24 protein-coding genes and 1 pseudogene are annotated in these 23869 nt (G+C 60.9%); 6 read left to right on the top strand and 19 right to left on the bottom strand.

Going from position 1 to position 23869, the window contains the following annotated elements; all coding sequences use genetic code 11:
* Positions 1–39 precede the first annotated feature (39 nt).
* A complete protein-coding gene (locus ABIA48_RS18265; RefSeq protein WP_429490383.1) occupies positions 40–1362 on the top strand; it encodes a lytic murein transglycosylase in 1323 nt (440 codons plus the stop codon).
* A 129-nt stretch (positions 1363–1491) separates the two neighbouring features.
* Here ABIA48_RS18265 and ABIA48_RS18260 read toward each other — a convergent pair whose 3' ends face one another.
* The 13 genes and pseudogenes from ABIA48_RS18260 to ABIA48_RS18200 form a co-directional block, all read right to left on the bottom strand.
* Positions 1492–2442: a S66 peptidase family protein gene (locus ABIA48_RS18260; protein ID WP_429490381.1), complete on the bottom strand. Its 951-nt coding sequence runs from the start codon at positions 2440–2442 to the stop codon at positions 1492–1494.
* 173 nt (positions 2443–2615) lie between these two features.
* Positions 2616–3614, bottom strand: a complete 999-nt coding sequence (gene lipA / locus ABIA48_RS18255; protein ID WP_162130289.1) for a lipoyl synthase — start codon at positions 3612–3614, stop codon at positions 2616–2618.
* A gap of 25 nt (positions 3615–3639) precedes the next feature.
* Entirely contained in the window at positions 3640–4287 is a 648-nt protein-coding gene (lipB, locus tag ABIA48_RS18250; protein ID WP_204933497.1) for a lipoyl(octanoyl) transferase LipB, read from the bottom strand.
* On the bottom strand, positions 4287–4562 hold the full coding sequence (locus ABIA48_RS18245; RefSeq protein WP_007990615.1) for a DUF493 domain-containing protein: 276 nt from the start codon (positions 4560–4562) through the stop codon (positions 4287–4289). The genes lipB and ABIA48_RS18245 overlap by 1 nt, the downstream gene beginning before the upstream one ends.
* Before the next feature lie 87 nt (positions 4563–4649).
* On the bottom strand, positions 4650–5807 hold the full coding sequence (locus ABIA48_RS18240; protein ID WP_108231160.1) for a D-alanyl-D-alanine carboxypeptidase family protein: 1158 nt from the start codon (positions 5805–5807) through the stop codon (positions 4650–4652).
* 185 nt (positions 5808–5992) lie between these two features.
* A complete protein-coding gene (locus ABIA48_RS18235) occupies positions 5993–7000 on the bottom strand; it encodes a septal ring lytic transglycosylase RlpA family protein (RefSeq protein WP_429490378.1) in 1008 nt (335 codons plus the stop codon).
* Positions 7000–8010 (bottom strand): lytic murein transglycosylase B, encoded by a 1011-nt coding sequence (gene mltB / locus ABIA48_RS18230; RefSeq protein ID WP_429490376.1) that lies wholly within the window; start codon positions 8008–8010, stop codon positions 7000–7002. The genes ABIA48_RS18235 and mltB overlap by 1 nt, the downstream gene beginning before the upstream one ends.
* Positions 8011–8027: 17 nt before the next feature.
* Entirely contained in the window at positions 8028–9131 is a 1104-nt protein-coding gene (rodA, locus tag ABIA48_RS18225) for a rod shape-determining protein RodA (protein ID WP_429492884.1), read from the bottom strand.
* 31 nt (positions 9132–9162) lie between these two features.
* Positions 9163–11060 (bottom strand): annotated as a pseudogene (mrdA, locus tag ABIA48_RS18220) (penicillin-binding protein 2).
* A gap of 12 nt (positions 11061–11072) precedes the next feature.
* On the bottom strand, positions 11073–11540 hold the full coding sequence (rlmH, locus tag ABIA48_RS18215; RefSeq protein ID WP_003185785.1) for a 23S rRNA (pseudouridine(1915)-N(3))-methyltransferase RlmH: 468 nt from the start codon (positions 11538–11540) through the stop codon (positions 11073–11075).
* A 9-nt stretch (positions 11541–11549) separates the two neighbouring features.
* Positions 11550–12044, bottom strand: a complete 495-nt coding sequence (rsfS, locus tag ABIA48_RS18210; RefSeq protein WP_007975896.1) for a ribosome silencing factor — start codon at positions 12042–12044, stop codon at positions 11550–11552.
* A 71-nt stretch (positions 12045–12115) separates the two neighbouring features.
* A complete protein-coding gene (gene nadD, locus ABIA48_RS18205) occupies positions 12116–12805 on the bottom strand; it encodes a nicotinate-nucleotide adenylyltransferase (RefSeq protein WP_429490374.1) in 690 nt (229 codons plus the stop codon).
* Position 12806: 1 nt separating this feature from the next.
* Positions 12807–14078 (bottom strand): glutamate-5-semialdehyde dehydrogenase, encoded by a 1272-nt coding sequence (locus ABIA48_RS18200; RefSeq protein ID WP_007990600.1) that lies wholly within the window; start codon positions 14076–14078, stop codon positions 12807–12809.
* Positions 14079–14267: 189 nt separating this feature from the next.
* Here ABIA48_RS18200 and ABIA48_RS18195 point away from each other — a divergent pair, with 189 nt between their 5' ends.
* Positions 14268–14966 (top strand): DNA-3-methyladenine glycosylase, encoded by a 699-nt coding sequence (locus ABIA48_RS18195; protein ID WP_429490372.1) that lies wholly within the window; start codon positions 14268–14270, stop codon positions 14964–14966.
* A 191-nt stretch (positions 14967–15157) separates the two neighbouring features.
* A complete protein-coding gene (locus ABIA48_RS18190; protein WP_429490370.1) occupies positions 15158–16474 on the top strand; it encodes a bifunctional DedA family/phosphatase PAP2 family protein in 1317 nt (438 codons plus the stop codon).
* 12 nt (positions 16475–16486) lie between these two features.
* On the opposite strand, the gene ABIA48_RS18185 is transcribed toward ABIA48_RS18190, so the two are convergent.
* From ABIA48_RS18185 to ABIA48_RS18175, 3 genes are read right to left on the bottom strand one after another with little or no spacing between them, the layout of a single operon-like run.
* A complete protein-coding gene (locus ABIA48_RS18185) occupies positions 16487–17077 on the bottom strand; it encodes an LON peptidase substrate-binding domain-containing protein (RefSeq protein WP_429490368.1) in 591 nt (196 codons plus the stop codon).
* Positions 17078–17087: 10 nt separating this feature from the next.
* Positions 17088–17804: an LrgB family protein gene (locus ABIA48_RS18180; RefSeq protein ID WP_204933504.1), complete on the bottom strand. Its 717-nt coding sequence runs from the start codon at positions 17802–17804 to the stop codon at positions 17088–17090.
* Positions 17801–18163: a CidA/LrgA family protein gene (locus ABIA48_RS18175; protein ID WP_150726950.1), complete on the bottom strand. Its 363-nt coding sequence runs from the start codon at positions 18161–18163 to the stop codon at positions 17801–17803. The genes ABIA48_RS18180 and ABIA48_RS18175 overlap by 4 nt, the downstream gene beginning before the upstream one ends.
* Before the next feature lie 193 nt (positions 18164–18356).
* On the opposite strand from ABIA48_RS18175, the gene ABIA48_RS18170 reads away from it, so the two are divergent.
* From ABIA48_RS18170 to ABIA48_RS18160, 3 genes are all read left to right on the top strand, one after another.
* Positions 18357–18812 carry a MaoC family dehydratase gene (locus ABIA48_RS18170; protein ID WP_429490365.1) on the top strand — a complete coding sequence of 152 codons (456 nt, stop codon included), beginning with the start codon at positions 18357–18359 and terminating at the stop codon, positions 18810–18812.
* A 114-nt stretch (positions 18813–18926) separates the two neighbouring features.
* Complete coding sequence (locus ABIA48_RS18165) at positions 18927–20645, top strand: C13 family peptidase (RefSeq protein WP_429490363.1); 1719 nt, start codon at positions 18927–18929, stop codon at positions 20643–20645.
* 27 nt (positions 20646–20672) lie between these two features.
* Positions 20673–21314 (top strand): oxidoreductase, encoded by a 642-nt coding sequence (locus ABIA48_RS18160; protein WP_429490361.1) that lies wholly within the window; start codon positions 20673–20675, stop codon positions 21312–21314.
* Positions 21315–21466: 152 nt separating this feature from the next.
* On the opposite strand, the gene ABIA48_RS18155 is transcribed toward ABIA48_RS18160, so the two are convergent.
* Genes ABIA48_RS18155 through mpl form a run of 3 tightly spaced genes read right to left on the bottom strand, consistent with a single transcriptional unit; the run spans position 21467 to position 23722 of the window.
* The gene (locus ABIA48_RS18155; RefSeq protein ID WP_429490359.1) at positions 21467–21751 is read right to left on the bottom strand and encodes a YceK/YidQ family lipoprotein; all 285 of its coding nucleotides are present in this window, start codon (positions 21749–21751) and stop codon (positions 21467–21469) included.
* The gene (gene ubiX / locus ABIA48_RS18150; RefSeq protein ID WP_429490357.1) at positions 21744–22376 is read right to left on the bottom strand and encodes a flavin prenyltransferase UbiX; all 633 of its coding nucleotides are present in this window, start codon (positions 22374–22376) and stop codon (positions 21744–21746) included. Before ubiX ends, ABIA48_RS18155 begins: the two co-directional genes overlap by 8 nt.
* Positions 22373–23722: a UDP-N-acetylmuramate:L-alanyl-gamma-D-glutamyl-meso-diaminopimelate ligase gene (gene mpl / locus ABIA48_RS18145; RefSeq protein WP_204933509.1), complete on the bottom strand. Its 1350-nt coding sequence runs from the start codon at positions 23720–23722 to the stop codon at positions 22373–22375. The genes ubiX and mpl overlap by 4 nt, the downstream gene beginning before the upstream one ends.
* Between the last annotated feature and the right edge of the window lie 147 nt (positions 23723–23869).

Here is a 23869-nt window from a genome sequence, read left to right as displayed (position 1 = left end):
GTAAGGTCTGTACCTGATTCGTACTCCCTGGACCCGTGCATGCCCCTTTGTCTCCTCCGTCGTTGGCACTTACGCCAATTGATCGCTGCATCCAGCCTTGTTTTGCTTGTCGCCTGTGCGGAAAAACCGACCGCAGCCGACGCTCAGCCGCTTCAGACGCTCCCTGTCGCCACCGCCCCGGCGGTTGTTCCGCCTGTGGTTCCGACGGGTGAGAACCTCGACATCCAGCCAACCCAGACCTTTGCCGAATGGCAGGCGGGTTTCCGCAATGATGCCCTGGCCGCCGGTATCCGTGCCGATCTGTTTGATCGCGCTTTCGCCAATGTCAGTTTCGACCCCAGTGTGATTCGTGCCGATCGCAGCCAACCGGAGTTCGCAAAACCGGTGTGGGAATACCTCGATGGCGCCTTGTCGCCGCTGCGGGTCCATAAAGGCCAGTCGCTGATCAACCAGTACGCTGACATCCTGCAAAGCATCGAGCAGCGTTACGGCGTTGACCGTCAGGCGCTGGTAGCCGTGTGGGGAATGGAAAGCAACTTTGGCCAGTTCCAGGGCAGCAAGTCGGTGATCAACTCGCTGGCGACCCTGGCCTACGAAGGCCGTCGCCCCGGTTTCGCCCACGCGCAATTGATTGCCGCCCTGCAAATCCTGCAACAAGGCGATATCGAACCCGAGAAGATGCTCGGATCCTGGGCCGGCGCCATGGGCCAGACCCAATTCATCCCGACCACCTACAACACCCATGCCGTGGACTTCGATGGTGACGGGCGCCGCGATATCTGGGGCAGCTCGGCCGACGCCCTGGCCTCGACCGCGCACTACCTGCAAAGCTCAGGCTGGCAGCGAGGTCAGCCGTGGGGCTTTGAAGTCCAGCTGCCGAGCGGCTTCAACTATGTACTGGCCGATGGCACGATTCGCAAGAGTGTCGCCGAATGGCGGCAACTGGGCATTACGCTGCCCAACGGCGGCCAGGTCCCAGCCGGCTCGGAGCAACTGTCCGCAGCACTGCTGTTGCCGGCCGGCTATCGTGGCCCGGCGTTCCTGGTGCTTGATAACTTCCGTGCGATTCTCAAGTACAACAACTCGTCGTCCTACGCCTTGGGGGTGAGCCTGTTGTCCGAACGCTTCAATGGCGCAGGCTTGATCAGCGGCATGTGGCCAAAAGATGACCTGCCACTGAGCCGTACCGAGCGGATCGAACTGCAAAACCTGTTGAGCGCGCAAAACTACGACGCCGGCACCGCCGACGGGATCATTGGCGCCAATACCCGCAAGGCGATCCGCAGCGCCCAGCAGTCGTTTGGCTGGCCGGCGGATGGCTATCCGACGCACAAGTTGCTGGAAGGTTTGCGTAGCCGCTAGTTAACTGTACGGCTGAAACCGCTTTCGCGAGCAAGCCCGCTCCCACATTTAACCGCGTTCCTGCATGGGAATACGGTCGAATGTGGGAGCGGGCTTGCTCGCGAAGACTGACTGACAGACAGCGAAAATCTAGCGCCTGACCACCACGTCCTGCTCCAGCACCAACTCCTTGTTCCCCGCATCCAACCGCACCAACGCCCCCATGGGCAACGTCAGGTTCGGGTCGCAATGGCCGCTGCGCCATCCGGACAGTACCGGTATCTTCAATGCCTCGAAGGTCTGCTTGAGCAACCGCTCCAGCGCGCTCACCTCGACACCCGCCACATCCCCGACCAACACGCCGCGCAGCTTGTGCAACGTACCTGCCAGCCGTAGCTGGGTCAGCAACCGGTCGATGCGATACAGCGGCTCGTTGATGTCCTCGATCAACAGAATGACGCCCTCGGCATCCATCTCATAAGGCGTGCCCATGGTTGCGGTAATCATGGCCAGATTGCCGCCGAGCAAGCGTCCATGGGCAACGCCCGGCTCGATCGTGGTCAGCGGGTAGGCCACCGGGTGCGCCAGCACTGTGCCCGCCGTCACCTGCCCTCGCAACATGTTGAAGAAGGAAGACTCTGTAGGTTGTTGCTTGTCACCCAGCAGGTCGGCATTGAGCATCGGCCCATGAAACGTCACGAAGCCTGCATATCGGCTGATTGCCAAATGCAGCGCAGTAATGTCGCTGTAGCCGACGAACGGCTTGGCGTTGTCACGCAACAACTTGAAATCGATACGATCGAGCAGCCGGGGCGTGCCGTATCCGCCGCGCAGACAAATGATGGCATCGACGTCACGATCCGCGAACGCGGCGTGCAAATCGTTCAGGCGCACATCATCACTGCCGGCCAGATAGCCGTCTTTCTCGTAGACCCCGGGAAACACTTTCAGTGAATAACCCCGGGCACGCATCCATCGTAGCGCCTTGTCGGTGTCCAGCGCCGCGGGACCGGCAGGTGCAATAACGCCGATCATGCCTTCCGACGGCAGTGCCGGGACGAGAGCTTGAGGGCAAAGGCTGTGGATCGGTCGAGCGGTCATCCGTGAATCTCCCTGCGTGAAAACTTCAGCACACAGTAGTCAGGAACGGGGACAAACAGAAGAGGGTCCGTCGCCCCGCAAGTTGCAGAAAAATACGGCCAGTGCCACAGGCCAGGCAAAAAAACGCCCGCAAGGCTTTGAAACCTTGCGGGCGTTTTATGTTTCACCGTCGATCAGGACGACATCAGCTCGGCCTTGACCAGCTTGGCCTGCTCGTCGGCGTGATACGAGGAGCGTACCAACGGACCCGAAGCAACGTTCTTGAAGCCCATCTTGTAGCCTTCCTCGGCGAACCAGGCGAAGGTGTCCGGGTGCACGAAGCGCTGCACCGGCAAGTGGCTGCGGGACGGTTGCAGGTACTGGCCCAGGGTCAGCATGTCGATGTCGTGTTCGCGCATGCGCTTCATGACTTCGATGACTTCTTCGTCGGTTTCGCCCAGGCCCAGCATCAAGCCGGACTTGGTCGGAATGTGCGGCATCATCTGCTTGAAGCGTTGCAACAAGGTCAGCGACCACTGGTAGTCCGAACCCGGACGCGCAGCCTTGTACAGGCGCGGCACGGTTTCCAGGTTGTGGTTGAACACATCCGGTGGCTCGGCAGCAGTGATTTCCAGCGCGATGTCCATGCGGCCACGGTAGTCCGGAACCAGGGTTTCGAGCTGCACGTTCGGCGACAGCTTGCGGATTTCACGGATGCAGTCGGCAAAGTGCTGGGCACCGCCGTCGCGCAGGTCATCACGGTCCACCGAGGTGATCACCACGTACTTCAGGCGCAGGTCGGCGATGGCGATGGCCAGGCTTTCCGGCTCGTTGACGTCCAGTGGCTTCGGACGGCCGTGGCCGACGTCGCAGAACGGGCAACGACGGGTGCAGATGTCACCCATGATCATGAAAGTCGCGGTGCCACCGGAGAAGCACTCGCCCAGGTTCGGGCAGGACGCTTCTTCACAGACGCTGTGCAGCTTGTGTTTGCGCAGCAAGGCCTTGATGCGGTCGACTTCCGGCGAAACCGGGATGCGTACACGAATCCAGTCAGGTTTCTTCGGCAGTTCGGTGGTCGGAATGATCTTCACCGGGATGCGTGCAACCTTCTCGGCGCCGCGCAGCTTGACGCCGGCTTCAACCTTGGGACGCGGGGCCGGGCGCTCGGTGACATCAAGCGTCGGGATCATGGTTTGCACTGCATCAGTAGTCATATCAGTCGATTCCGCCCGTCAGGGTCGTCTGCTCAGCATAGTCGAGGTGTTTGACGAGCTGCGCGCGCAGCCGGGCACTTACCTCGGCAAATTCAATCGATCCTGCGTGATCGCTCAGCTGGGTCATCGCCAGCCCGGCGTAGCCGCAGGGATTAATCCGTCGAAACGGTTCCAGGTTCATGTCCACGTTCAAGGCCAGGCCATGAAAGGAACAACCGTGGCGGATCCGCAGACCCAGGGAAGCGATTTTCGCCCCGTCGACGTAAACACCCGGTGCATCAGGCTTGGCTGCAGCGGTCACGCCGTAACTGGCGAGCAGCTCGATCAGGCATTGCTCCATCCGGGTGACCAGATCGCGCACACCAAAACCGAGCTTGCGTACGTCCAGCAGCAGATATGCCACCAGTTGGCCGGGGCCGTGGTAGGTCACCTGACCACCACGGTCGACCTGCACCACCGGAATATCACCGGGAAGCAGCAGATGCTCGGCCTTGCCCGCCTGGCCCTGGGTGAACACCGGGGGGTGTTCCACCAGCCAGATTTCGTCGGCGGCATCGCTGCCGCGCTCGTTGGTAAAGCGTTGCATGGCATGCCAGACCGGCTCGTAAGCCATCTGGCCAAGCTCGCGAAAGCCCAGCGTGCCAGACATCACAGCACCATGTGTACGAAACCGGTGGCCCGCAGTTCGCTGTTGATGTTGTACAGCTGGTCCTGGTCGGTCGCGACGATGTGCAACTGAATGGTGGTGTATTTGCCGTTGCTGCTCTGGCGCTCGTCAACACGCTCATCGTTGATCTTGGCGTGTTTCTCGACGATCTTGATGATCTTGTCCTTGTTGCCCACACCGGTATCGCTGATTACCTTAACGGGATAGTCAGTGACCGGGAATTCGATCTTTGGCGCCTTTACTTCGGTATCGGTCATGGCGTAACGGCCTCTTGAGCGTAAGCCGTGGCGACGGGCATGGCCCCGTACTGGATCAGCACGGGGCCATGCAGGTGCACACTAAATTCAGTTGAACAAGCCGTAGAAGAATAGACGGATGCTATCCCACATGCGGCGGAAGATACCACCTTCCTCGACAGCGTCCAGAGCGATCAGGTCAGCGCTGTGCACCACCTTGTCGTCCAGTTTCACTTCGACTTTACCGATCACGTCGCCCTTGGCGATTGGCGCGATCAGTTGCGGGTTCATGGTCATGCTGGCAGCGAGCTTTTTCAGCTGGCCTTTCGGCAAGGTCATGGTCAGGTCTTCGGCCAGGCCGGCCTTGACTTGATTGGTGGAGCCTTTCCAGACAGGCGCCTGGGCCAGCTCGGCACCCTTCTGATAGAAGGTCTGGGTTTCGAAGAAGCGGAAACCGTAGGTCAGCAGTTTCTGGGTTTCTGCGGCACGAGCCACTTCGCTGTTGGTGCCGAACACCACGGCGATCAGGCGCATGCCATCACGTACAGCCGAAGACACCATGCAGTAGCCTGCTTCGTCGGTGTGGCCGGTTTTCAGACCGTCGACAGTCTTGTCGCGCCACAGCAGCAGGTTACGGTTGGGTTGCTTGATGCCGTTCCAGAAGAACTCTTTCTGCGAGTAGATCGCGTAGTGAGCCGGGTCTTCGTGGATGATCGCGCGCGCCAGCACAGCCATGTCGTGAGCCGACGAGTAGTGCTCCGGGTTCGGCAGGCCGGTCGGGTTCATGAAGTGGGTGTTGGTCATGCCCAGGTCGGCGACGGTCTTGTTCATCAGGTCGGCGAAGGCGTCTTCGCTGCCGGCGATGTGCTCGGAGAGCGCGACACTGGCGTCGTTACCCGACTGGATGATGATGCCGTGCAGCAAGTCGCTGACGGTGACCTGCGAGCCGACCTTGATGAACATCCGCGAACCGCCGGTACGCCAGGCGTTTTCGCTGACGGTCACCGGATCGTTTTCGCCAATCTGGCCACGACGGATTTCCAGGGTCGCGATGTACGCGGTCATCAGCTTGGTCAAGCTGGCCGGTGGCAGACGCTGGTCACCGTTGTTCTCGACCAGCACATTACCGCTGCTGGCATCCATGAGCACGTAGGCCTTGGCGGCCAGTTGCGGTGGCGACGGCATCATCTCGACCGCGAACGCGGCAGGTGAGAGGAGCAGCGGGACTAGCAGGAACAGGCGTTTGGCAAAGGTGGTGATGTTCATCCGTCTCTCGAAATCGCTAATGGAAACTGCCCAAGGGCAAAACTAATCAGATGACTTTCTAACGAGTCATCGCGTGTTCAGTTGCTCACTCTGTAACCCTTGCCGGGCTTTTGTTCTTCAACGAGCCAACAACCTGATTCACCCCCCAATCGCTGGTGAATCGTCAATCAAGTTCTACGTGTTGCTTATTCCGTGACCACACTCGGCGAACCGAGATTGGCCAGGCGCACACTGTTCTGCACCTGCTGGATTTCACCCGGCGATCCGATCGGGCCCAGGCGAACCCGATGCAGGGTCTGCTGATTGCGCACGATCGAACTGATGAACACCGGAGCGCTCACCATCCCGCTGAGCTTCGATCTCAGGAGTTCTGCAGCGTCCGGGTTGGCGAACGCGCCCACCTGCAGATACTGGCCAGAGGCTGGTACAGAAGCGTTTTTTTTTGCATCAAGCTGCACCGGCACGACCGCGGCAGCGTGTTGCTGCGGCGGCGGTGTCCATTGCTCGACGGTGCCGGCCGAGGCCGTGATCACCGGGGCGCTATTCTGCGCGACTTTCGGTTCATTGAGCATTAATGGTGCCGGACGGCCTTTGGCCGCCCAATACGCCTGCGGGTCGATGCCTTCGACCTTGACCCGCGCGGTGCCGGTTTCGGCATAACCGAGCTTCTTGGCCGCGGCGTAGGACAGGTCGATGATCCGGTCCGAGTAGAACGGCCCGCGGTCGTTGACTCGCAGGATCACGCTCTTGTTGTTGTCCAGGTTGGTCACCCGAACGTAACTCGGCAGTGGCAATGTCTTGTGCGCGGCACTCATGCCGTACAGGTCATACACTTCGCCGTTGGCGGTGTTCTGACCGTGAAACTTGGTGCCGTACCAGGACGCCGTACCCGACTGCACGTAGGTCCTGGACTCTTGCAACGGGAAGTAAGTCTTGCCCAGCACGGTGTACGGGTTGGCCTTGTACGGGCCGGTGTGCAGGGTCGGCGTGGCGTCCGGGATGCGCGACACATCGACATCCCACCATGGCGCGCCATCCTTGTGGGCGCGGTTGATGTCCAGCCCCGGCGCCGAGCGCACGGCGGTGGATGATTTCTGCGCCGGGGCGCGGCTGGTCGAACAACTGGCAACCAGCGCTGCCAACGCGGCGAATGCCAGCAGCTTCAGGGGTTTACTCATAGGCAATGCCCGCATTACTTGACGCCCCGTGCTTGGACCAGCTGTTCAGACAGTTGATGTACGGCCATGGCGTACATCACGCTGCGGTTATAACGCGTGATCGCGTAAAAATTCTTCAGGCCCATCCAGTATTCGGGGCCATTGTCGCCTTCCAGGCGGAATGCGGTAACCGGCATATCATCGCGCAGCGCATCATGACTTGACCACCCCAGGGCTCGCAACTCCCCGACGGTTTTCGTCGGCTCGATTCCAGTGGTCAAACCTTCGTCGACCTGCTCGCCACGGATGTCGGCGCGGCTGACCACCGGTTCGCCGGCGACCCAGCCATGACGTTTGAAGTAACTGGCGACACTGCCAATGGCGTCGTCCGGATTGGTCCAGATGTTGATATGGCCATCACCGTCGAAATCCACCGCATAGGCGCGGAAACTGCTCGGCATGAATTGCGGCAATCCCATTGCGCCGGCGTAGGAGCCTTTGAGCGTCAACGGATCAACCTGCTCTTCGCGGGCCAGCAGCAGGAACTCACGCAATTCCTTGCGGAAAAACTCGGCACGGGGAGGATAGTCGAAACCCAGGGTCGACAAGGCATCGATCACCCGGAAATTTCCGGTATTGCGGCCGAAAAAGGTTTCAACGCCGATGATCGAGACAATCACCTGGGCTGGCACGCCGTATTCCTGCTCGGCACGGGCCAACACCGCCTCGTGCTGACGCCAGAAGTCCACACCCCGGGCAATGCGCGCATCGGTGATGAACATCGGGCGATATTCGCTCCACTGCTTGACCCGTTCGGCGGGTTTCGAGATGGCGTCCAGAATCGACTGCTTGCGCTCGGCTTCGCGGAACACGCCCATCAATTGTTCACCGGCGAAACCGTAGTCGCGGGTCATTTCACCGACGAATTCGGCCACCTGGGGTGAGCCTTCGTAGTCGCTGGCCAACGCTTCCTGCACGGTGCCAAGGATGCTTACCAGGCCGACCCATGGCGCGTATCGAGTCGCCCAGCCACGCATTACTTGCATTGAAAATTTCACCTTATTCAAACCTGCGCGATCCACTTGCGATGGGTATGGATCGACATCAAAACCCCAAACGCTGACAGCAGCGTCACCAGCGAAGTTCCTCCGTAGCTAATGAACGGCAACGGCACCCCCACCACCGGCAACAGGCCACTGACCATACCGATGTTGACGAAAACATAAACAAAAAACGTCATGGTCAGGCTGCCCGCGAGCAACTTGCCGAACAATGTCTGTGCCTGGGCGGTAATCACCAGGCCGCGGCCGATCAATAGCAGGTAGATCATCAACAGCGCGCAGATCCCCACCAGGCCGAACTCTTCACCCATTACGGCAATGATGAAGTCGGTATGGCTTTCCGGCAGGAAGTCCAGGTGCGACTGGGTGCCCAGCAACCAGCCCTTGCCGAACACACCGCCGGAGCCGATGGCGGCCTTGGACTGGATGATGTTCCAACCGGTACCGAGCGGATCGCTCTCCGGGTCGAGGAATGTCAGGATTCGCTGCTTCTGGTAGTCGTGCATGATGAAGAACCACATGGCAACCGCCACGGGAACGGCCGCAGCCAGCACGCTGAGGATCCAGCGCCAGCGCAAACCGCCCATGAACAGCACGAAAGCGCCGCCGGCCAGGATCAGCAGCGAAGTGCCGAGGTCCGGTTGGCGCACGATGAGAATGAACGGGATGCCGATCAGTATCAGACTGATGCCGACATGCTTGAGCTGCGGCGGCAAGGTGCGCTTGGACAGGTACCAGGCGATGGTTGCCGGCATCAGGATCTTCATGAATTCCGAGGGCTGGAAGCGAATCACGCCGGGAATATTGATCCAGCGCGTGGCGCCCATGGCGTTGTGACCCATGACATCCACCACGACCAGCAAGAGCACGCCGATCACATAGCCGATCGGCACCCAGCGGGCCATGAAGCGCGGTTCGAACTGAGCGATGACGATCATCGACACCAGACCGATGCCGAACGAGGTGGCCTGTTTGGCCAGCAAGTCCCAGCTCTTGCCACTGGCCGAATACAACACGAACAGGCTGCCGGCAGCGAGGGTCAGCAACAGGATCAGCAGCGGGCCATCGATGTGCAGGCGTTGCAGCAGCGTCGCACGACGACGCATCACATCCTCGCTGGAGAGCATGCGATCAAAATTATTCATCACGGGCGGTTGCCTCTGCACTGATAGGGCTGGCGTATTCGGGCTTCAATCGGCCGTCCTCGCCCAGGAGCCAGGCGTCCATGACTTGACGCACTACCGGCGCGGCGACGCCGGAGCCGGACTCGCCGTTCTCGACCATCACCGACACCACGATTTTCGGGTCGTCGGCCGGCGCGAAGCCGACGAACAAGGCGTGGTCGCGGTGGCGCTCCTGAACTTTGGAGCGGTCGTACTTCTCGCCCTGTTTGATCGCAACCACCTGGGCCGTACCGCTCTTGCCGGCGATCCGGTATTGCGCACCAATCGAGGCCTTGCGCGCCGTACCACGAGCCCCGTGCATCACCTGCTGCATACCGTGGTTGACCTTGGTCCAGTCAGACGGATCACGCAGGATGATGTCCGGCATCGGATTCTGATCCACCGGCTTCTCGCCTTCGATGGTCTTGGCCAGGTGTGGACGGTTCCAGATGCCTTTGTTGGCCACCAGCGCGGTGGCCTGGGCCAGCTGCAGGGGGGTCGACTGCATGTAGCCCTGACCGATACCGAGAATCAGCGTTTCACCCGGGAACCATGCCTGGCGGCGGGTCGCGCGCTTCCATTCGCGGGTCGGCATCAGACCCGGCGACTCCTCGAACATGTCCAGAGAAACCTTCTGACCGATGCCGAACTTGGACAGGTACGACGACAACCGATCGATCCCCAGCTTGTGCGCCAGGTCATAGAAGTAGGTGTCGTTGGAACGCATGATCGCCGTGTCGAGGTCGACAAAACCCCATCGCCGGTGCGGTTCCAGTTACGGTACTTGTGATCGTAGTTGGGCAGCATGTAGTAGCCGGGGTCGAACACCCGGGTCGACGCGGTCACCACGCCGGAATCCAGGCCGGCAATCGCTACCGCCGGCTTGATGGTCGAGCCCGGCGGATACAGACCGCGCAATACGCGGTTGAACAGCGGCCGGTCAATGGAGTCGCGCAGCTCGGAATAGGCCTTGGAGCTGATGCCGGTGACGAACAGGTTCGGGTCGAAACTCGGCTGGCTGACCATCGCCAGCACCTCGCCGGTTTTCGGATCAAGGGCCACCACCGCACCACGACGACCACCGAGCGCGGCTTCGGCGGCTTCCTGCAATTTGATGTCCAGGCTCAGGACGATGTCCTTGCCGGAAATCGGTTCGGTACGCTTGAGCACCCGCAATACACGGCCCCGAGCGTTGGTTTCGACCTCCTCGTAACCCACCTGACCGTGCAGCTCCGGCTCGTAGAAGCGCTCGATGCCGGTCTTGCCGATTTGATGGGTGCCGCTGTAACTGACCGGGTCCAGAGACTTGAGCTCTTTCTCGTTGATCCGCCCCATGTAGCCCACCGAGTGCGCAAAATGTGCACCCTGCGGGTAGTGACGAACCAGTTGCGCGACCACTTCCACGCCCGGCAGGCGGAACTGGTTCACGGCGATCCGGGCGATCTGCTCCTCGGTCAGCTCAAACAGGATCGGCACCGGCTCGAACGGCCGGCGCCCCTGACGCATGCGCTTCTCGAAAATCACCCGGTCCTCGGGCGTCAGCTCCAGCACTTCGACGATCACGTCGAGCACCTGCTGCCAGTCGCCGGAACGCTCGCGGGTCATGCTCAGGCTGAAACTCGGCCGGTTGTCGGCAATCACTACGCCATTGCGGTCGAAGATCAAGCCGCGAGTCGGCGGAATCGGCTGCACATGGACGCGGTTGTTTTCCGACAGGGTCGAGTGGTAGTCGTACTGGATCACCTGCAGGAAATACAGGCGCGCGATCAACACGCCAATCAGCGCCACCACTGCAATGGCCCCGAACACGACGCGGCCACGCACCAGGCGGGCGTCTTTTTCGTGGTCCTTGATGCGGATCGGCTGGGTCATGAGAGCGCAGAACTACTTGTGATAAGGGTGGCCGGACAACACGGTCCAGGCACGATACAGCTGTTCGCCGATCAGGATCCGCACCAGCGGGTGTGGCAACGTCAACGGTGAGAGCGACCAGCGCTGGTCAGCCCGGGCACAGACTTCCGGTGCCAGCCCTTCGGGGCCGCCGACCATGAAGTTGACCGTACGCGAGTCCAGCCGCCAGCGATCGAGTTCGACCGCCAGTTGCTCGGTGCTCCAGGGTTTGCCATGGACTTCGAGAGTGACAATCCGCTCGTTCGGCCCGACCTTGGCCAGCATGGCTTCGCCTTCCTGACGGATGAAACGGGCCACGTCGGCGTTCTTGCCACGGGTGTTGAGCGGTATTTCCACCAGTTCCAGCGCCAGCTCGGACGGAAGACGCTTGGCATATTCATGCCAGCCTTCTTCCACCCATTTGGGCATGCGTGAACCGACGGCGATCAGTCGCAGTCGCACAGCGGTCCCTTATTCCTGGTCTTTGTTGAGCTTGTTGAAGTGCTCGTGACCAACTTCAGGGCTGTGGTGCTTGCCATCGGCCGCACGGCTCTGCTCGGCACCTTTCCACAGGCGCTCCAGGTCGTAGAACTGACGGGCGTTGGAAGTCATCATGTGGACGATCACGTCGTCCATGTCCAGCAGAACCCAGTCGCTGTCGCCCTTGCCTTCTTCACCCAGCGGCTTGATGCCCAGGGCTTTGACGGCCTCGCGAACCTTGTCCAGCATCGCGCCGATCTGGCGGTTGGAGGTACCGGTGGCGATGATCATGTAGTCAGTGATGCTCTGCTTGTCGCGAACATCGATCACCAGCACGTCCTGGGCCTTGACGTCTTCCAGGGCGGCTACGGCGATCTTGACCAGCTCGTCGCCTTTAGGCGGCTCGGCGGCGAGGACTTTTTCCGGCAGCGGGGCACTCTTGAATGTGCCTTTGCGTTTTACTTTGCTTTCGTTGTTGCTCGTCATATAAAACTCGTTTTGCTCGTAGTTCGGGGCTTCGATACACGTTGTTGCCACGTGCCTTGAAGCACTCCTATTCAGTTCGACGCACGGTAAAGTCCGTGCGCATCGATGTAGGCCAGGACCGCGTCGGGCACCAGGAAACGTACCGACTTACCGCTGGCCAGCAGTTGACGGATCTGGGTGGCGGATACCGCGAGCGGTGTCTGCCAGACGAATGCAATCTGTCCGCTCGGCCCCTTGAGGGCCAGCGGGTCGCTCACCGAGCGCGCTGCCAGCAGGTTGCGCAAGGCATCCGGCGGTTCGCTGTCGGCATCCGGGCGTTGCAACACCAGGATATGGCAATGCTGGAGCAACTCTTCCCAGCGGTGCCAAGTGGGCAGGCCGCAAAAAGCGTCCCAGCCCAAAAGCAGAAAAACCTGGTCGGATACGGTCAGTTCGGCGCGCATCAGTTCCAGGGTATCAATGGTGTAGGACGGTTTGTTCCGCTGCAATTCGCGGGCATCCACCACCAACGGTGCCACACCGGCCACCGCGCACTCGACCATCGCCAGACGGTCTTTGGCCGACACCTGCGGCGTATCCCGATGGGGCGGCCTGGCACTGGGTGTCAGTCGCAGCTCATCGAGCGCCAGGGTTTCGGCGACTTCCAGCGCACCGCGCAAATGGCCGATGTGCACCGGGTCGAACGTTCCGCCCAGCACGCCAATGCGGCGAGGGGCTGGCTCGCTGGCGGTGACCGGGGCTGACGGGTCGAAGTCGCCCAAGTCAGGCCGGCTCCTGTCCGCGCAACTGCCCGTCGCCGACCACGATGTACTTCTCGCAGGTCAGTCCTTCGAGGCCCACCGGGCCGCGGGCGTGCAGCTTATCAGTAGAAATGCCGATCTCGGCACCCAATCCGTATTCGAAACCATCGGCGAAGCATGTCGGGGTATTGATCATCACCGACGAGGAGTCGACTTCAGCCACGAAACGCCGGGTGTCGCCCTGGTGTTCGCTGACAATCGAATCGGTGTGATGGGAACCGTAATGATTGATGTGCTCGATGGCCTGGTCCAGTCCGTCGACCACCCGGATCGACAAAATCGGCGCCAGGTATTCGGTGCTCCAGTCTTCTTCGGTAGCGGCCACGGCATCGATGATTGCCCGGGTACGCTCGCAACCGCGCAGTTCGACGCCTTTTTCGCGGAACTGTGCCGCCATCGCCGGCAGGAAATCCCTGGCAACGGTTTGATCCACCAACAGCGTTTCCATGGCACCGCAGATGCCATAACGGTAAGTCTTGGCGTTGAACGCAATGCGCTGGGCCTTGGCCAGATCGGCATGCTCACTCACGTAAACGTGGCAAATGCCGTCCAGGTGCTTGATCACCGGGACGCGGGCGTCACGGCTGACACGTTCGATCAGGCCGCGGCCGCCGCGCGGCACGATGACATCGACGTATTCAGGCATGGTAATGAGCGCGCCGACGGCAGCGCGATCCGTGGTTTCGACCACTTGCACCACGGCGGCCGGCAGACCGGCTTCGGCCAGGCCACGCTGAATGCAGGCCGCGATGGCTCGATTGGAATGAATGGCTTCGGAACCGCCACGCAGGATGGTCGCGTTACCGGACTTCAGGCACAGGCTCGCGGCATCGATGGTCACGTTCGGCCGCGACTCGTAGATGATTCCGATCACACCCAATGGCACGCGCATCTTGCCGACCTGGATACCGGACGGGCGGAAGCTCATGTCGCGAATCGCGCCAACCGGGTCCGGCAGTGCCGCAACCTGGCGCAGGCCAACGATCATGCCGTCGATACGCGCCGGGGTCAGCGCCAGTCGTTCGAGCAGCGCCGGCTCAAGGCCACTGGCGCGACCGGCGGCCAAATCCAGTTCATTGGCCGCCGTCAGCTCGGCGCGGGCAGCGTCCAGCGCATTGGCGGCAGCCTGCAGGGCGCGGTTTTTCTGCGCCGTGCTGGCGCGGCCGATCACGCGGGAAGCTTCGCGGGCAGCGCAACCCAAACGGGTCATGTAATCAAGAACGGACTCAGTCATGGTCTGGCGTGGTCTTTGATAAGGTCTTGGTAAAGAGTAAAGCGGCAGATTATAGCTGTCGCGTCCCGGGACTAACAGCGGTGACGGGCGGATGGTCGAAATCGATGAGTATTTGCCGACGTTCAGCCGGGATTAAGCCGCAAATTGTTATCATCACGACTCATTCAGCCCTGACAAACACCGGTCATCATGTCCAATCTGACTGTTCGAGCGTCCGCTGCGAGCCTGCCCAAGGGTCTCCCCGACGCGTTTTTCGACCGCGACGCGCAAATTCTGGCCCGGGACTTACTGGGCAAAGTCATTCGCCATCGAGTGGGCGACCTGTGGCTCAGCGCCCGGATCATCGAAACCGAAGCCTATTACTGCGCAGAAAAAGGCAGCCACGCCTCCCTCGGCTACACAGAAAAACGTAAGGCTTTGTTTCTGGATGGCGGCCACATCTATATGTATTACGCCCGGGGCGGCGATTCCCTGAACTTCAGCGCCCAGGGGCCCGGTAACGCCGTGCTGATCAAGTCCGCCTATCCGTGGGTCGATGAATTGAGCGGGTCGGCCAGCCTGGCACAGATGCTATTGAACAATCCCGATGCCCAGGGACACCCTCGCCCGTCACAAAAGCTCTGTGCCGGGCAAACCCTGCTCTGCAAGGCAATGGGCTTGAAAGTGCCGGTCTGGGACGCCAAGCGTTTCGACCATGAGGTGTTGCTGGTGGAAGACGTCGGCCAGTCGCCCGCCCACATCATCCAGACCACGCGTCTGGGCATCCCCCACGGGCGCGACGAGCACTTGATGTACCGCTTCGTCGACGGTGCCTACACGGCTTATTGCACGCGAAACCCGCTACGACGGGGCCAGGTCGAAGGTCGCGATTATTTTGTACTGTCATGACACTTGTCAGGTCTTGAAATAAACCGGACCCAATGTGGGAGCGGGCTTGCTCGCGAAGGCGGCGTATCAGGCAGCATCAATGTTGGCTGGAAGACCACCTTCGCGAGCAAGCCCGCTCCCACAGGGGTTAGTGGTGTTTTGAAGATTGCGTTCGATCAGCAGGATCAATTGATTTCAATGGAGTGGTTTGTATGGGCCAATGGCTCGATAGCGTAACCGGTTGGTTGACGGTCAACCCGCAATGGCTGGCGGCGGCAATATTTCTGGTGGCCTTTGTGGAATGCCTGGCGATTGCCGGGCTGATCGTCCCCGGCACGGTTTTACTGTTCACCGTTGCGGTGCTTGCCGGTAGCGGTGCGTTGCCGCTGAGTGAAACCTTGCTGCTGGGCTTCCTCGCCGGTGTGTTGGGTGACATGGTTTCGTATTTCCTTGGACGGCACTTTCACCAGAACATCCGGCGCCTGCCCGGTTTGCGCCATCACCCGGAATGGATTGCCGGGGCCGAGACTTATTTCCAGCGCTATGGCATCGCCAGCCTGCTGGTCGGCCGCTTTATCGGACCGTTGCGGCCAATGCTGCCAATGGTCGCCGGCATGTGCGACATGCCTTTCCCGCGGTTCATCGCCGTCAGCCTGCTGGCCGGTGCAGGGTGGTCGGTGGCCTATCTGCTGCCTGGCTGGGCCACCGGCGCGGCGATTCGCTTGCCGCTACCTGAAGGTTTCTGGCCTCAGGCCGGAATCGTTGTCGGCAGCATTGCCGTGATGGTGGGGCTGAGTGCCACCAGCAGCCTGCGCCAGCATCGCCGGGCTACAGCACTGATTGCCGGCATGAGTTGCCTGATTCTGGTGGCGCTGTTTATCGGCTTTCCGCACCTGAGCGCCCTCGATCAAGGGGTGATGACGCTGGTGCAAGAACATCGCAGCCCGATGCTCGATGAGGTCGCGGTGGTCTTCACGCTGATCGGCGAGTTCCGCAACATGCTGCTGCTCAGCGCGCTGTTGACTGCTTTGCTGCTGCTGATGCGCCAATGGCGCCCCGCGTTGTTTGCCGCAAGCACCCTGCTCTGCACTGCCTTGGCGAATACCGCGACCAAACAGTTCTTTGCTCGCGTGCGCCCCGAAGTGCTGAGCGATCCGCTGACCAGCTACAGCATGCCCAGTGGCCATGCATCGGGTTCTTTTGCGCTGTTCCTGACGCTCGCCGTACTGGCCGGCCGCGGACAGCCGCCACGAATGCGCCTGACCTGGTTGCTGGTGGCCTGTTTGCCGGCCATGGCGATTGCTTTGTCGCGGGTGTACCTCGGCGCGCACTGGCCGACCGATGTCATGGCCGGCGCGATGCTGGCGGCGTGTGTCTGTGCAGCCAGCCTGTGGCTGGTTCAGCGCAAGGAGCCGCTCAACGCCCTGCCACCCAGGGTCTGGTGGCTGGTGTTGCCGGCACTGGTGGCATTGTTCGGCTTCTTCGTATTGCGGCATTTGCCGCACACGATGTTGCGGTATGCGTATTAGCAAAAACGCTCGTCAGGCAAACAACTCTCCCTGCAACTCGTCCAGCAACGCCTGTATGGCATCCAGTCGTTGCTGCGGATCATCGAGTTGCAGCAGGTCGATCTTGTCCAGTTCGGCAAATGGCAACAGGTACGCCAACTGATTGGCCAGCGACTGCTGCCCGGTCGCTTCGGTGCCCATGTTCAAGGCTTCGACCATCGGGTGTTCAGCCAGGGCCTTGAGCAACGCCACCAGATCGGCGTCCTCGTCCTGCAGCGGTTGCTCCGGCTCATCTTCCAGCCACTCGACCTCGGCCACGGTCAACTGATCGCGCTGCACTTCGGTACGCAAAACGTGAAAGCGCCGGCCGCCCTTCACCCGGATCCCCAGCAGGCCGTTGTCCTGCTGTTTGAAATCGGTAATCAGCGCCTCGCACCCGACCAGGGCGTAACCGGCGGGGGCGATCCCGACTTCTTCGCCGTCAAGGATGCACACCACGCCGAAACCGCCGCCCTGTTTCATGCAGCGGCCGATCATGTCCAGGTAACGCGCCTCGAAAATCTGCAAGTCGAGGATGCAACCGGGAAACAGCACTGTGTTGAGCGGAAAAAGCGGCAGACTCATAGACATTTCCTTACACCACCATCGACACCGCCAACGGCAGCAACACCGCCGTGGCCACGCCCATCAGACTCATCGCCAGCGCCGCGAAGGCGCCGCACTCTTCATTTTCCTGCATCGCCACTGCCGTGCCGACCGCGTGGGCGGTCATGCCTAGCGCCATGCCGCGAGCCTCGGAACTGTGGACACCGAGGCGGGTCAACAGGCTCGGGCCGAAGATCGCGCCGATCACGCCTGTAATCAACACGAACACCGCCGCCAGCGCCGCGACGCCACCGATTTGCTCAGCCACCAGCATCGCAATCGGCGAGGTCACCGACTTCGGCGCCATGGTCATCAGGATCATGTGCTCGGCACCGAACCACCAGCCCAGCAACACGCCCATGCCGGTGGCCACGACACCACCTATCACCAGCGTAGTAAATATCGGCCAGAACAACTGCCGAATCCGACGCAGGTTGAGGTAAAGCGGCACCGCCAATGCAACCGTGGCCGGGCCGAGCAGGATGCTGAGAATCTCGGTGCTCTTGCGGTACTCGGCGTAGGTGAGGCCGCAGCCCAGCAGCACGCCGATCACCAGTAACATGGAGACCAGCACCGGCTGCAAAAAGATCCAGCGGGTTTTCTCGAACGCCGCCAGCACGAGTTGATAGGCGCCAAGGGTAATGCCGATGCCGAACAACGGATGGTGAATCACTGACGTCCAGGCGCCGTGCCAGTCGAAGATCATTGGCCGTCCTCTGGCTGAGCGTGACGCTTGACCATGCGCTGCATCAGCACCCCGGCGAAGGCCATCGAAAGCAGCAGCGACAACACCAGCGCCCCAACGATAGCCCAGAAGTCAGCCGCAATGTCAGCGGCATAAACCATCACGCCCACGGCCGGTGGCACCAGCAATAGCGGCAGGTAGCGCAACAGGCTGCTGGCCGCCAGGTTCAGCGGCTCGCCGACCTGGCCCCTGCAGATGAGGTACACCAGCAACAGCAGCAACCCCACAATCGGCCCCGGCAGCACCGGCAAAAACAAATGATTGATCGCAGTGCCGAGCAATTGGAACAACACCAGCCACGTCAGGCCCCGTAACAACATTGTTGATCTCCTGCAAAATCCGTCATTCGCATTGGCCGGGCATTATAAGCATGCTCGCGCTATAGATCGGCATTCGCCAAAAGCATGGTCAGTTGACCGGAGCGTTTGGCCATGTTGATCTACATTGGTAATCCGGGAGGTCAACCTCCCCCATCTCAAAACTATAAAACCGATGAACCCAAGGAGAGTCTCAATGCCCTATGTTCCAGTTGCAGAGCTCAAAGATTATGTCGGCAAGGAACTTGGACGTTCCGAATGGCTCACCATCGACCAGGACCGCATCAACCTGTTCGCCGAAGCCACAGGAGATTTTCAGTTCATCCACGTCGACCCGGTCAAAGCCGCGCAAACGCCATTTGGCAGCACCATCGCTCACGGCTTTCTGTCGCTGTCGCTGATCCCGAAACTGATGGAAGACATCCTCGTCATGCCCGAAGGCTTGAAGATGGTGGTCAACTACGGCCTCGACAGTGTGCGATTCATCCAGCCGGTCAAGGTCAATTCGAAAGTGCGCCTGAAGGTCGACCTGACCGAAGTCACCGAGAAGAAACCCGGCCAATGGCTGCTCAAGGCCACCGCCACCCTGGAAATCGAAGGTTCGGACAAACCGGCGTATATCGCCGAACCACTGTCCCTGTGCTTCGTGTAACCCCTCCTGGATGCGAAGCAGCTCATGCTGTTTCGCGCCCTCTCGCGGTACCTCGCCCTATATAAGGACACATGGCTGCGGCATACTCCCTCGCCTAATTGCCCGGAATCCGCTATGCGCCCACTTGCACTCCTTGCCTTGACCCTGATGCTCACCGCTTGCGGCAACGGCGAATCGCCTTTGCCCCCCGACGCGCGCCTGCCGGACGGCGGACGTTATCGCGGCGACCTGGTCAATGGCTTGCTGCAAGGCAAGGGGCGTATCGACTATCCGAACGGCAGCTGGTACGCCGGCGAATTCGATAAAGGCCAGTGGCACGGCCAGGGCGAATGGCATGGCAGTAATGGCGAAGTCTATCGCGGGCAGTTCAAGCAGGGACTGTTCGACGGCCAGGGGGCACTGACCACCAACGCCAGCAACTACAGCGGCGGTTTCAAGGCCGGCCGGCGCGACGGCGAAGGCACCCTCAAAGAAAACGGCATGAGCTATCGCGGCGAGTTCAAGGCCGATCAATACGCCGGTCTGGGTCGCCTCGAGCTCGAAGACGGCAGTTCCTATCAGGGCCAGTTCGCCCACGGCAAACCCAATGGCGAAGGCCAGCGCGGCGACGGCAACGGCAATCAGTTCACCGGGCATTTCGTCGACGGCCAGCTCGAAGGCAACGGGACTTTCAACAGCGCCGACGGCGACATCTATGTCGGCAGCTTCAAGAACAATCAACTGCACGGCAAGGGCCGCTACGAAAACGCCGACGGCGATGTCTGGCTGGGTCAGTTCAAGGAAGGCTCGCTGAATGGCAAGGGCGAGTTGATCGGTACTGACGGCAGCCACTACATCGGCCAGTTCAACGACTGGCGCTTTTCCGGCCAGGGCCGACTGAACCTGCCCGACGGCAGCTTTTACACCGGCCAGTTCGACAACGACAGTTATCAAGGGCGCGGTACGTTGGTGTTGACCGATGGCACCGTGCTCAGCGGCACCTGGATCAACGGCCAGCGCGTGCGCGACGCCGACGGCAAATTGTTGCCAGACACACTGGAACTCGGCCTGCTGGCACAGGGGCGCTTGCTCGACGCAGCGCTGGCCAACGTTCCGCCCTCGACCCCGGCGGTGGAACTGTATTCGCTGACCCTGGGCGGTGATGGCAAGCAAAGCGTGTTTCTGCGCGAATCCGACTACGTCGCCAATATGCTCACCACCCGTTTCGGCACCTTCGGCCAGATTCGCCTGGTAAACCATCGAGACCACCTCGCCGACCGCCCGATGGCTACCCGGGAAAACCTGCGCCGGGCCGCCCTGACGCTGGCCGAACGCAGCGGGCCGGAAGACCTGATTTTCATTTACCTGTCCAGCCATGGCACCAGCGAACACGAGCTGGTGCTTGACCAGCCGCGCATGGAGCTGGCGGATCTGCCTGCCGACGAAATGGCCGCCGTGCTCGCCCCATTGAAAAACCGCGACAAGATCATCGTGATTTCGTCCTGCTACTCCGGCGGTTTCATCCCCGCCCTCAAGGATGAACGGACCCTGATCATAACGGCCTCGCGGGGCGACCGGGTGTCCTTCGGCTGCTCGGAGGAAGCCAACTTCACCTACTTCGGCGATGCCCTGTTCGCCCAGGCCCTGAACCAGACCGATGATCTTGAACAAGCCTTCAAACTGGCCAAGGCCACTGTCGCCGAACGTGAACTGGCAGACGGTTTCGAGGCGTCCGAACCACAGATCTGGGCACCGAGAACCGTCCTCTCGCATTGGCAACTTTTGCGTAAACAGCAGGCACGAAAAGCACTGCAAAGTGCATCTATGGAAAGCAAGGATGCAAACAGCAACTAAGCTGAACAGTATCAAGGGAGAAACACTATGTACTTGACGCCACAGCATGTGCTGATCGCCGGAGCCACCGGTTTGACGGGTGAACATCTGCTTGATCGCCTGCTTAACGAGCCAACGATTTCGCGGGTACTGGCGCCGTCACGCCGGCCTTTGGCCAAGCATCCCCACCTTGAAAACCCGGTCGGCGACCCGGCGGTGTTTCTGCCGCAGCTGAACGGTCGTGTCGACATCGCCTACTGCTGCCTGGGCACCACCATCAAACAGGCGGGCTCGGAAGAAGCGTTCCGTGCGGTGGACCTGGACATGGTTGTGGCCTTTGCCAAACGCGCACGGGAGATGGGCGCACGGCACCTGATCGTGATCAGTGCTCTGGGAGCCGATCGCAGATCCCCGATTTTCTACAACCGGGTCAAAGGCGAGATGGAGTACGCATTGCGCGCGCAGAACTGGCCGCAGCTGACTATTTGCCGCCCTTCGCTGTTGCTGGGAGATCGCGCTGAGCCGCGCCTGGCCGAAAAAGTCGCAGGGCCGTTGTCACGACTGATTCCTGGCAAATACCACGGCATCGAAGCGTGCCAGCTGGCCCGCGCAATGTGGCGCCTGGCGCTTGAAGAGCAGGATGGCGTGCGGATTGTCGAGTCGGATGAACTCAGGAAGTTAGGCAAATAAGCCGCGGACCTGTGGCGAGGGGGCTTGCCCCCGTTCGGCTGCGAAGCAGCCCCCAAAACCAGTCAACTCGATTTATCTGTTGCTCCGCGTGCACAGGATTTACGACTGCTGCGCAGCCGAACGGGGGCAAGCCCCCTCGCCACAACACTCCCCTACATCCCACCCGTCGCCTGAAAGTTCACCCCAATCACCGTCAACAACGACAACGGCAATAACAGCGTGTCCAGCAACGCACTCGCCGGTAGATCGACACCCGGGTAGCTCGGTGCTTCGGCTCCGAAACGGTCCTTGGCGCAGCACCCACCGTTCATCGCGTACAAATCCAGGCGAGTCCCCGAGTACACCACCGGCGCACCCGGCTTGGCCGCATCGAGCGTGCGCGCCGTCGCGCACCCGGCCAATTGCAGCGCCAGCACAACCACCAGCCACTTATTCATCGCTGTTCAGATGATGCTCGCCCCAGCGCGGCAACATGTCCTGAGGAATATTCAGCTGGTTAAGGATCCGTGCCACGACGAAATCGATCAGGTCGTCGATGGTTTGCGGCTGATGATAAAAGCCCGGTGATGCCGGCAGGATTGTCACGCCCATGTTCGACAACTTGAGCATGTGCTCCAGATGAATGCTCGAATACGGCGCTTCACGGGGCACCAGGATCAACTGCCGACGCTCTTTCAGTGTCACGTCGGCGGCCCGTTCGATCAGGTTGTTGCAGGCGCCGGTGGCGATGGCCGACAACGTGCCCGTGGAACACGGCACCACCACCATCGCCGCTGGCGCGCCGGAACCCGAAGCCACCGGCGCCATCCAGTCTTCCTTGCCGTACACCCGAATCTGCCCGGCGGCAGCGCCGGTGTATTCAGTGAGGAAAGCCTGCATCATCTGCGGTTTGGCCGGCAGCGTGACGTCGGTTTCGGTGGCCATCACCAGTTGCGCAGCCTTGGAAATCAGGAAGTGCACTTCACGATCTTCCCGCACCAGACAGTCGAGCAGGCGCAGACCATATTGGGCGCCGGAAGCGCCGGTCATCGCCAGGGTGATGCGGTCCGGGCCGTTGTTCATTTCAGCGCCTCGGCGAGTTTGCCGTGCAGGCCACCGAAGCCGCCGTTGCTCATGATCACCACGTGAGTACCGGGTTGGGCCTGGCTCTTCACGCGCTCGATGATGCCTTCCAGGGAATCACTGACAATCGACGGCACAGTGCACAGCGCCGCAGTGCCCGCCAGGTCCCAGCCGAGGTTGGCCGGTGCGTACCAGATCACCTGATCGGCATCGACCACGCTTTCCGGCAAACCGTCACGGTGCGCGCCGAGCTTCATCGAGTTGGAACGCGGCTCGATGATCGCCATCAGCGGTGCATCGCCGATGCGCTTGCGCAGGCCGTCGAGGGTGGTGGCAATAGCGGTCGGGTGGTGAGCGAAGTCGTCATAAATGGTGATGCCACGGACTTCCGCGACTTTCTCCATCCGGCGCTTCACGCTTTTGAAGGCACTCAACGCGGCGATGCCCATGGACGGCACCACACCGACGTGGCGTGCGGCAGCAAGGGTTGCCAGGGCGTTGGCGACATTGTGCTGGCCAGTCATGTCCCACTCGACCACACCCTGGGCAACACCGTCGAACATCACTTCGAACTTCGAGCCATCTTCACTGAGCAGCTTGACCTGCCACTGACCGCCGGCACCGGTGGTTTGCACCGGGGTCCAGCAACCCATTTCGATGACGCGCAACAAGGCTGGCTCAGTGGTCGGATGAATCACCAGGCCCTCGCTCGGGATGGTCCGCACCAGGTGATGGAACTGCCGCTCGATGGCCGGCAGGTCCGGGAAGATGTCCGCGTGATCGAATTCCAGATTGTTCAGGATCGCGGTGCGCGGACGGTAGTGCACGAACTTGGAGCGCTTGTCGAAGAATGCGCTGTCGTATTCATCGGCTTCGATGACGAAGAACGGTGTATCGCCCAGGCGTGCCGACACCGAGAAATTTTGCGGTACGCCGCCGATCAGGAAGCCCGGGGCCATGCCCGCATACTCCAGCACCCAGGCCAGCATGCTGCTGGTGGTGGTCTTGCCGTGCGTACCGGCAACCGCCAGCACCCAGCGACCTTGCAGCACGTGATCGGCCAGCCATTGCGGGCCGGAGACGTAAGGCAGGCCTTTGTTCAGCACGTACTCCACGGCCGGGTTGCCCCGCGACATGGCGTTGCCGATCACCACCAGATCGGGGGCCGGATCAAGTTGCGCCGGGTCGTAGCCTTGGGTCAGCTCGATGCCCTGGGCTTGCAGTTGAGTACTCATCGGCGGATAGACGTTGGCATCGGAGCCGGTCACGTGATGGCCCAGCTCTTTGGCCAGAACCGCCATCGAGCCCATGAAAGTCCCGCAGATACCCAGAATATGAATGTGCATTAGTCGACCTCTTAAAACATGGCCGCAGGTTAGCGTAGGGTTGGAAAAATCGCACCTGATGTTTCAGATCTGAAGACGCCTTCGCGAGCAAGCCCGCTCCCACATTTTGCTCGGAGGTGTTCACAAAGTTGTGTTCACTATAAAACC

Origin of the sequence: Pseudomonas sp. S30_BP2TU TE3576 (genome assembly GCF_050436025.1) — a bacterium.
GTDB lineage: Bacteria > Pseudomonadota > Gammaproteobacteria > Pseudomonadales > Pseudomonadaceae > Aquipseudomonas.
Note: the sequence above shows the minus strand (reverse complement) of the source record. Positions and strands in the feature narration are given on the sequence as shown.

Coding starts and splice junctions, on each gene's coding strand:
- ABIA48_RS18180 (WP_204933504.1), bottom strand. CDS start 17,804: ATGATCTTCGACTGGCACGGCGCCTGGACGTCAGTGATTCACCATCCG.
- ABIA48_RS18245 (WP_007990615.1), bottom strand. CDS start 4,562: ATGACCGATACCGAAGTAAAGGCGCCAAAGATCGAATTCCCGGTCACT.
- mpl (WP_204933509.1), bottom strand. CDS start 23,722: ATGCACATTCATATTCTGGGTATCTGCGGGACTTTCATGGGCTCGATG.
- ABIA48_RS18155 (WP_429490359.1), bottom strand. CDS start 21,751: ATGAATAAGTGGCTGGTGGTTGTGCTGGCGCTGCAATTGGCCGGGTGC.
- ABIA48_RS18240 (WP_108231160.1), bottom strand. CDS start 5,807: ATGAACATCACCACCTTTGCCAAACGCCTGTTCCTGCTAGTCCCGCTG.
- mltB (WP_429490376.1), bottom strand. CDS start 8,010: ATGCAAGTAATGCGTGGCTGGGCGACTCGATACGCGCCATGGGTCGGC.
- ABIA48_RS18170 (WP_429490365.1), top strand. CDS start 18,357: ATGCCCTATGTTCCAGTTGCAGAGCTCAAAGATTATGTCGGCAAGGAA.
- ABIA48_RS18165 (WP_429490363.1), top strand. CDS start 18,927: ATGCGCCCACTTGCACTCCTTGCCTTGACCCTGATGCTCACCGCTTGC.
- ABIA48_RS18175 (WP_150726950.1), bottom strand. CDS start 18,163: ATGTTGTTACGGGGCCTGACGTGGCTGGTGTTGTTCCAATTGCTCGGC.
- lipA (WP_162130289.1), bottom strand. CDS start 3,614: ATGATCCCGACGCTTGATGTCACCGAGCGCCCGGCCCCGCGTCCCAAG.
- ABIA48_RS18265 (WP_429490383.1), top strand. CDS start 40: ATGCCCCTTTGTCTCCTCCGTCGTTGGCACTTACGCCAATTGATCGCT.
- ABIA48_RS18190 (WP_429490370.1), top strand. CDS start 15,158: ATGGGCCAATGGCTCGATAGCGTAACCGGTTGGTTGACGGTCAACCCG.
- ABIA48_RS18185 (WP_429490368.1), bottom strand. CDS start 17,077: ATGAGTCTGCCGCTTTTTCCGCTCAACACAGTGCTGTTTCCCGGTTGC.
- ABIA48_RS18235 (WP_429490378.1), bottom strand. CDS start 7,000: ATGCGGGCATTGCCTATGAGTAAACCCCTGAAGCTGCTGGCATTCGCC.
- ubiX (WP_429490357.1), bottom strand. CDS start 22,376: ATGAACAACGGCCCGGACCGCATCACCCTGGCGATGACCGGCGCTTCC.
- ABIA48_RS18160 (WP_429490361.1), top strand. CDS start 20,673: ATGTACTTGACGCCACAGCATGTGCTGATCGCCGGAGCCACCGGTTTG.
- ABIA48_RS18200 (WP_007990600.1), bottom strand. CDS start 14,078: ATGACTGAGTCCGTTCTTGATTACATGACCCGTTTGGGTTGCGCTGCC.
- ABIA48_RS18195 (WP_429490372.1), top strand. CDS start 14,268: ATGTCCAATCTGACTGTTCGAGCGTCCGCTGCGAGCCTGCCCAAGGGT.
- lipB (WP_204933497.1), bottom strand. CDS start 4,287: ATGTCTGGCACGCTGGGCTTTCGCGAGCTTGGCCAGATGGCTTACGAG.
- rsfS (WP_007975896.1), bottom strand. CDS start 12,044: ATGACGAGCAACAACGAAAGCAAAGTAAAACGCAAAGGCACATTCAAG.
- ABIA48_RS18260 (WP_429490381.1), bottom strand. CDS start 2,442: ATGACCGCTCGACCGATCCACAGCCTTTGCCCTCAAGCTCTCGTCCCG.
- rodA (WP_429492884.1), bottom strand. CDS start 9,131: ATGCGTCGTCGTGCGACGCTGCTGCAACGCCTGCACATCGATGGCCCG.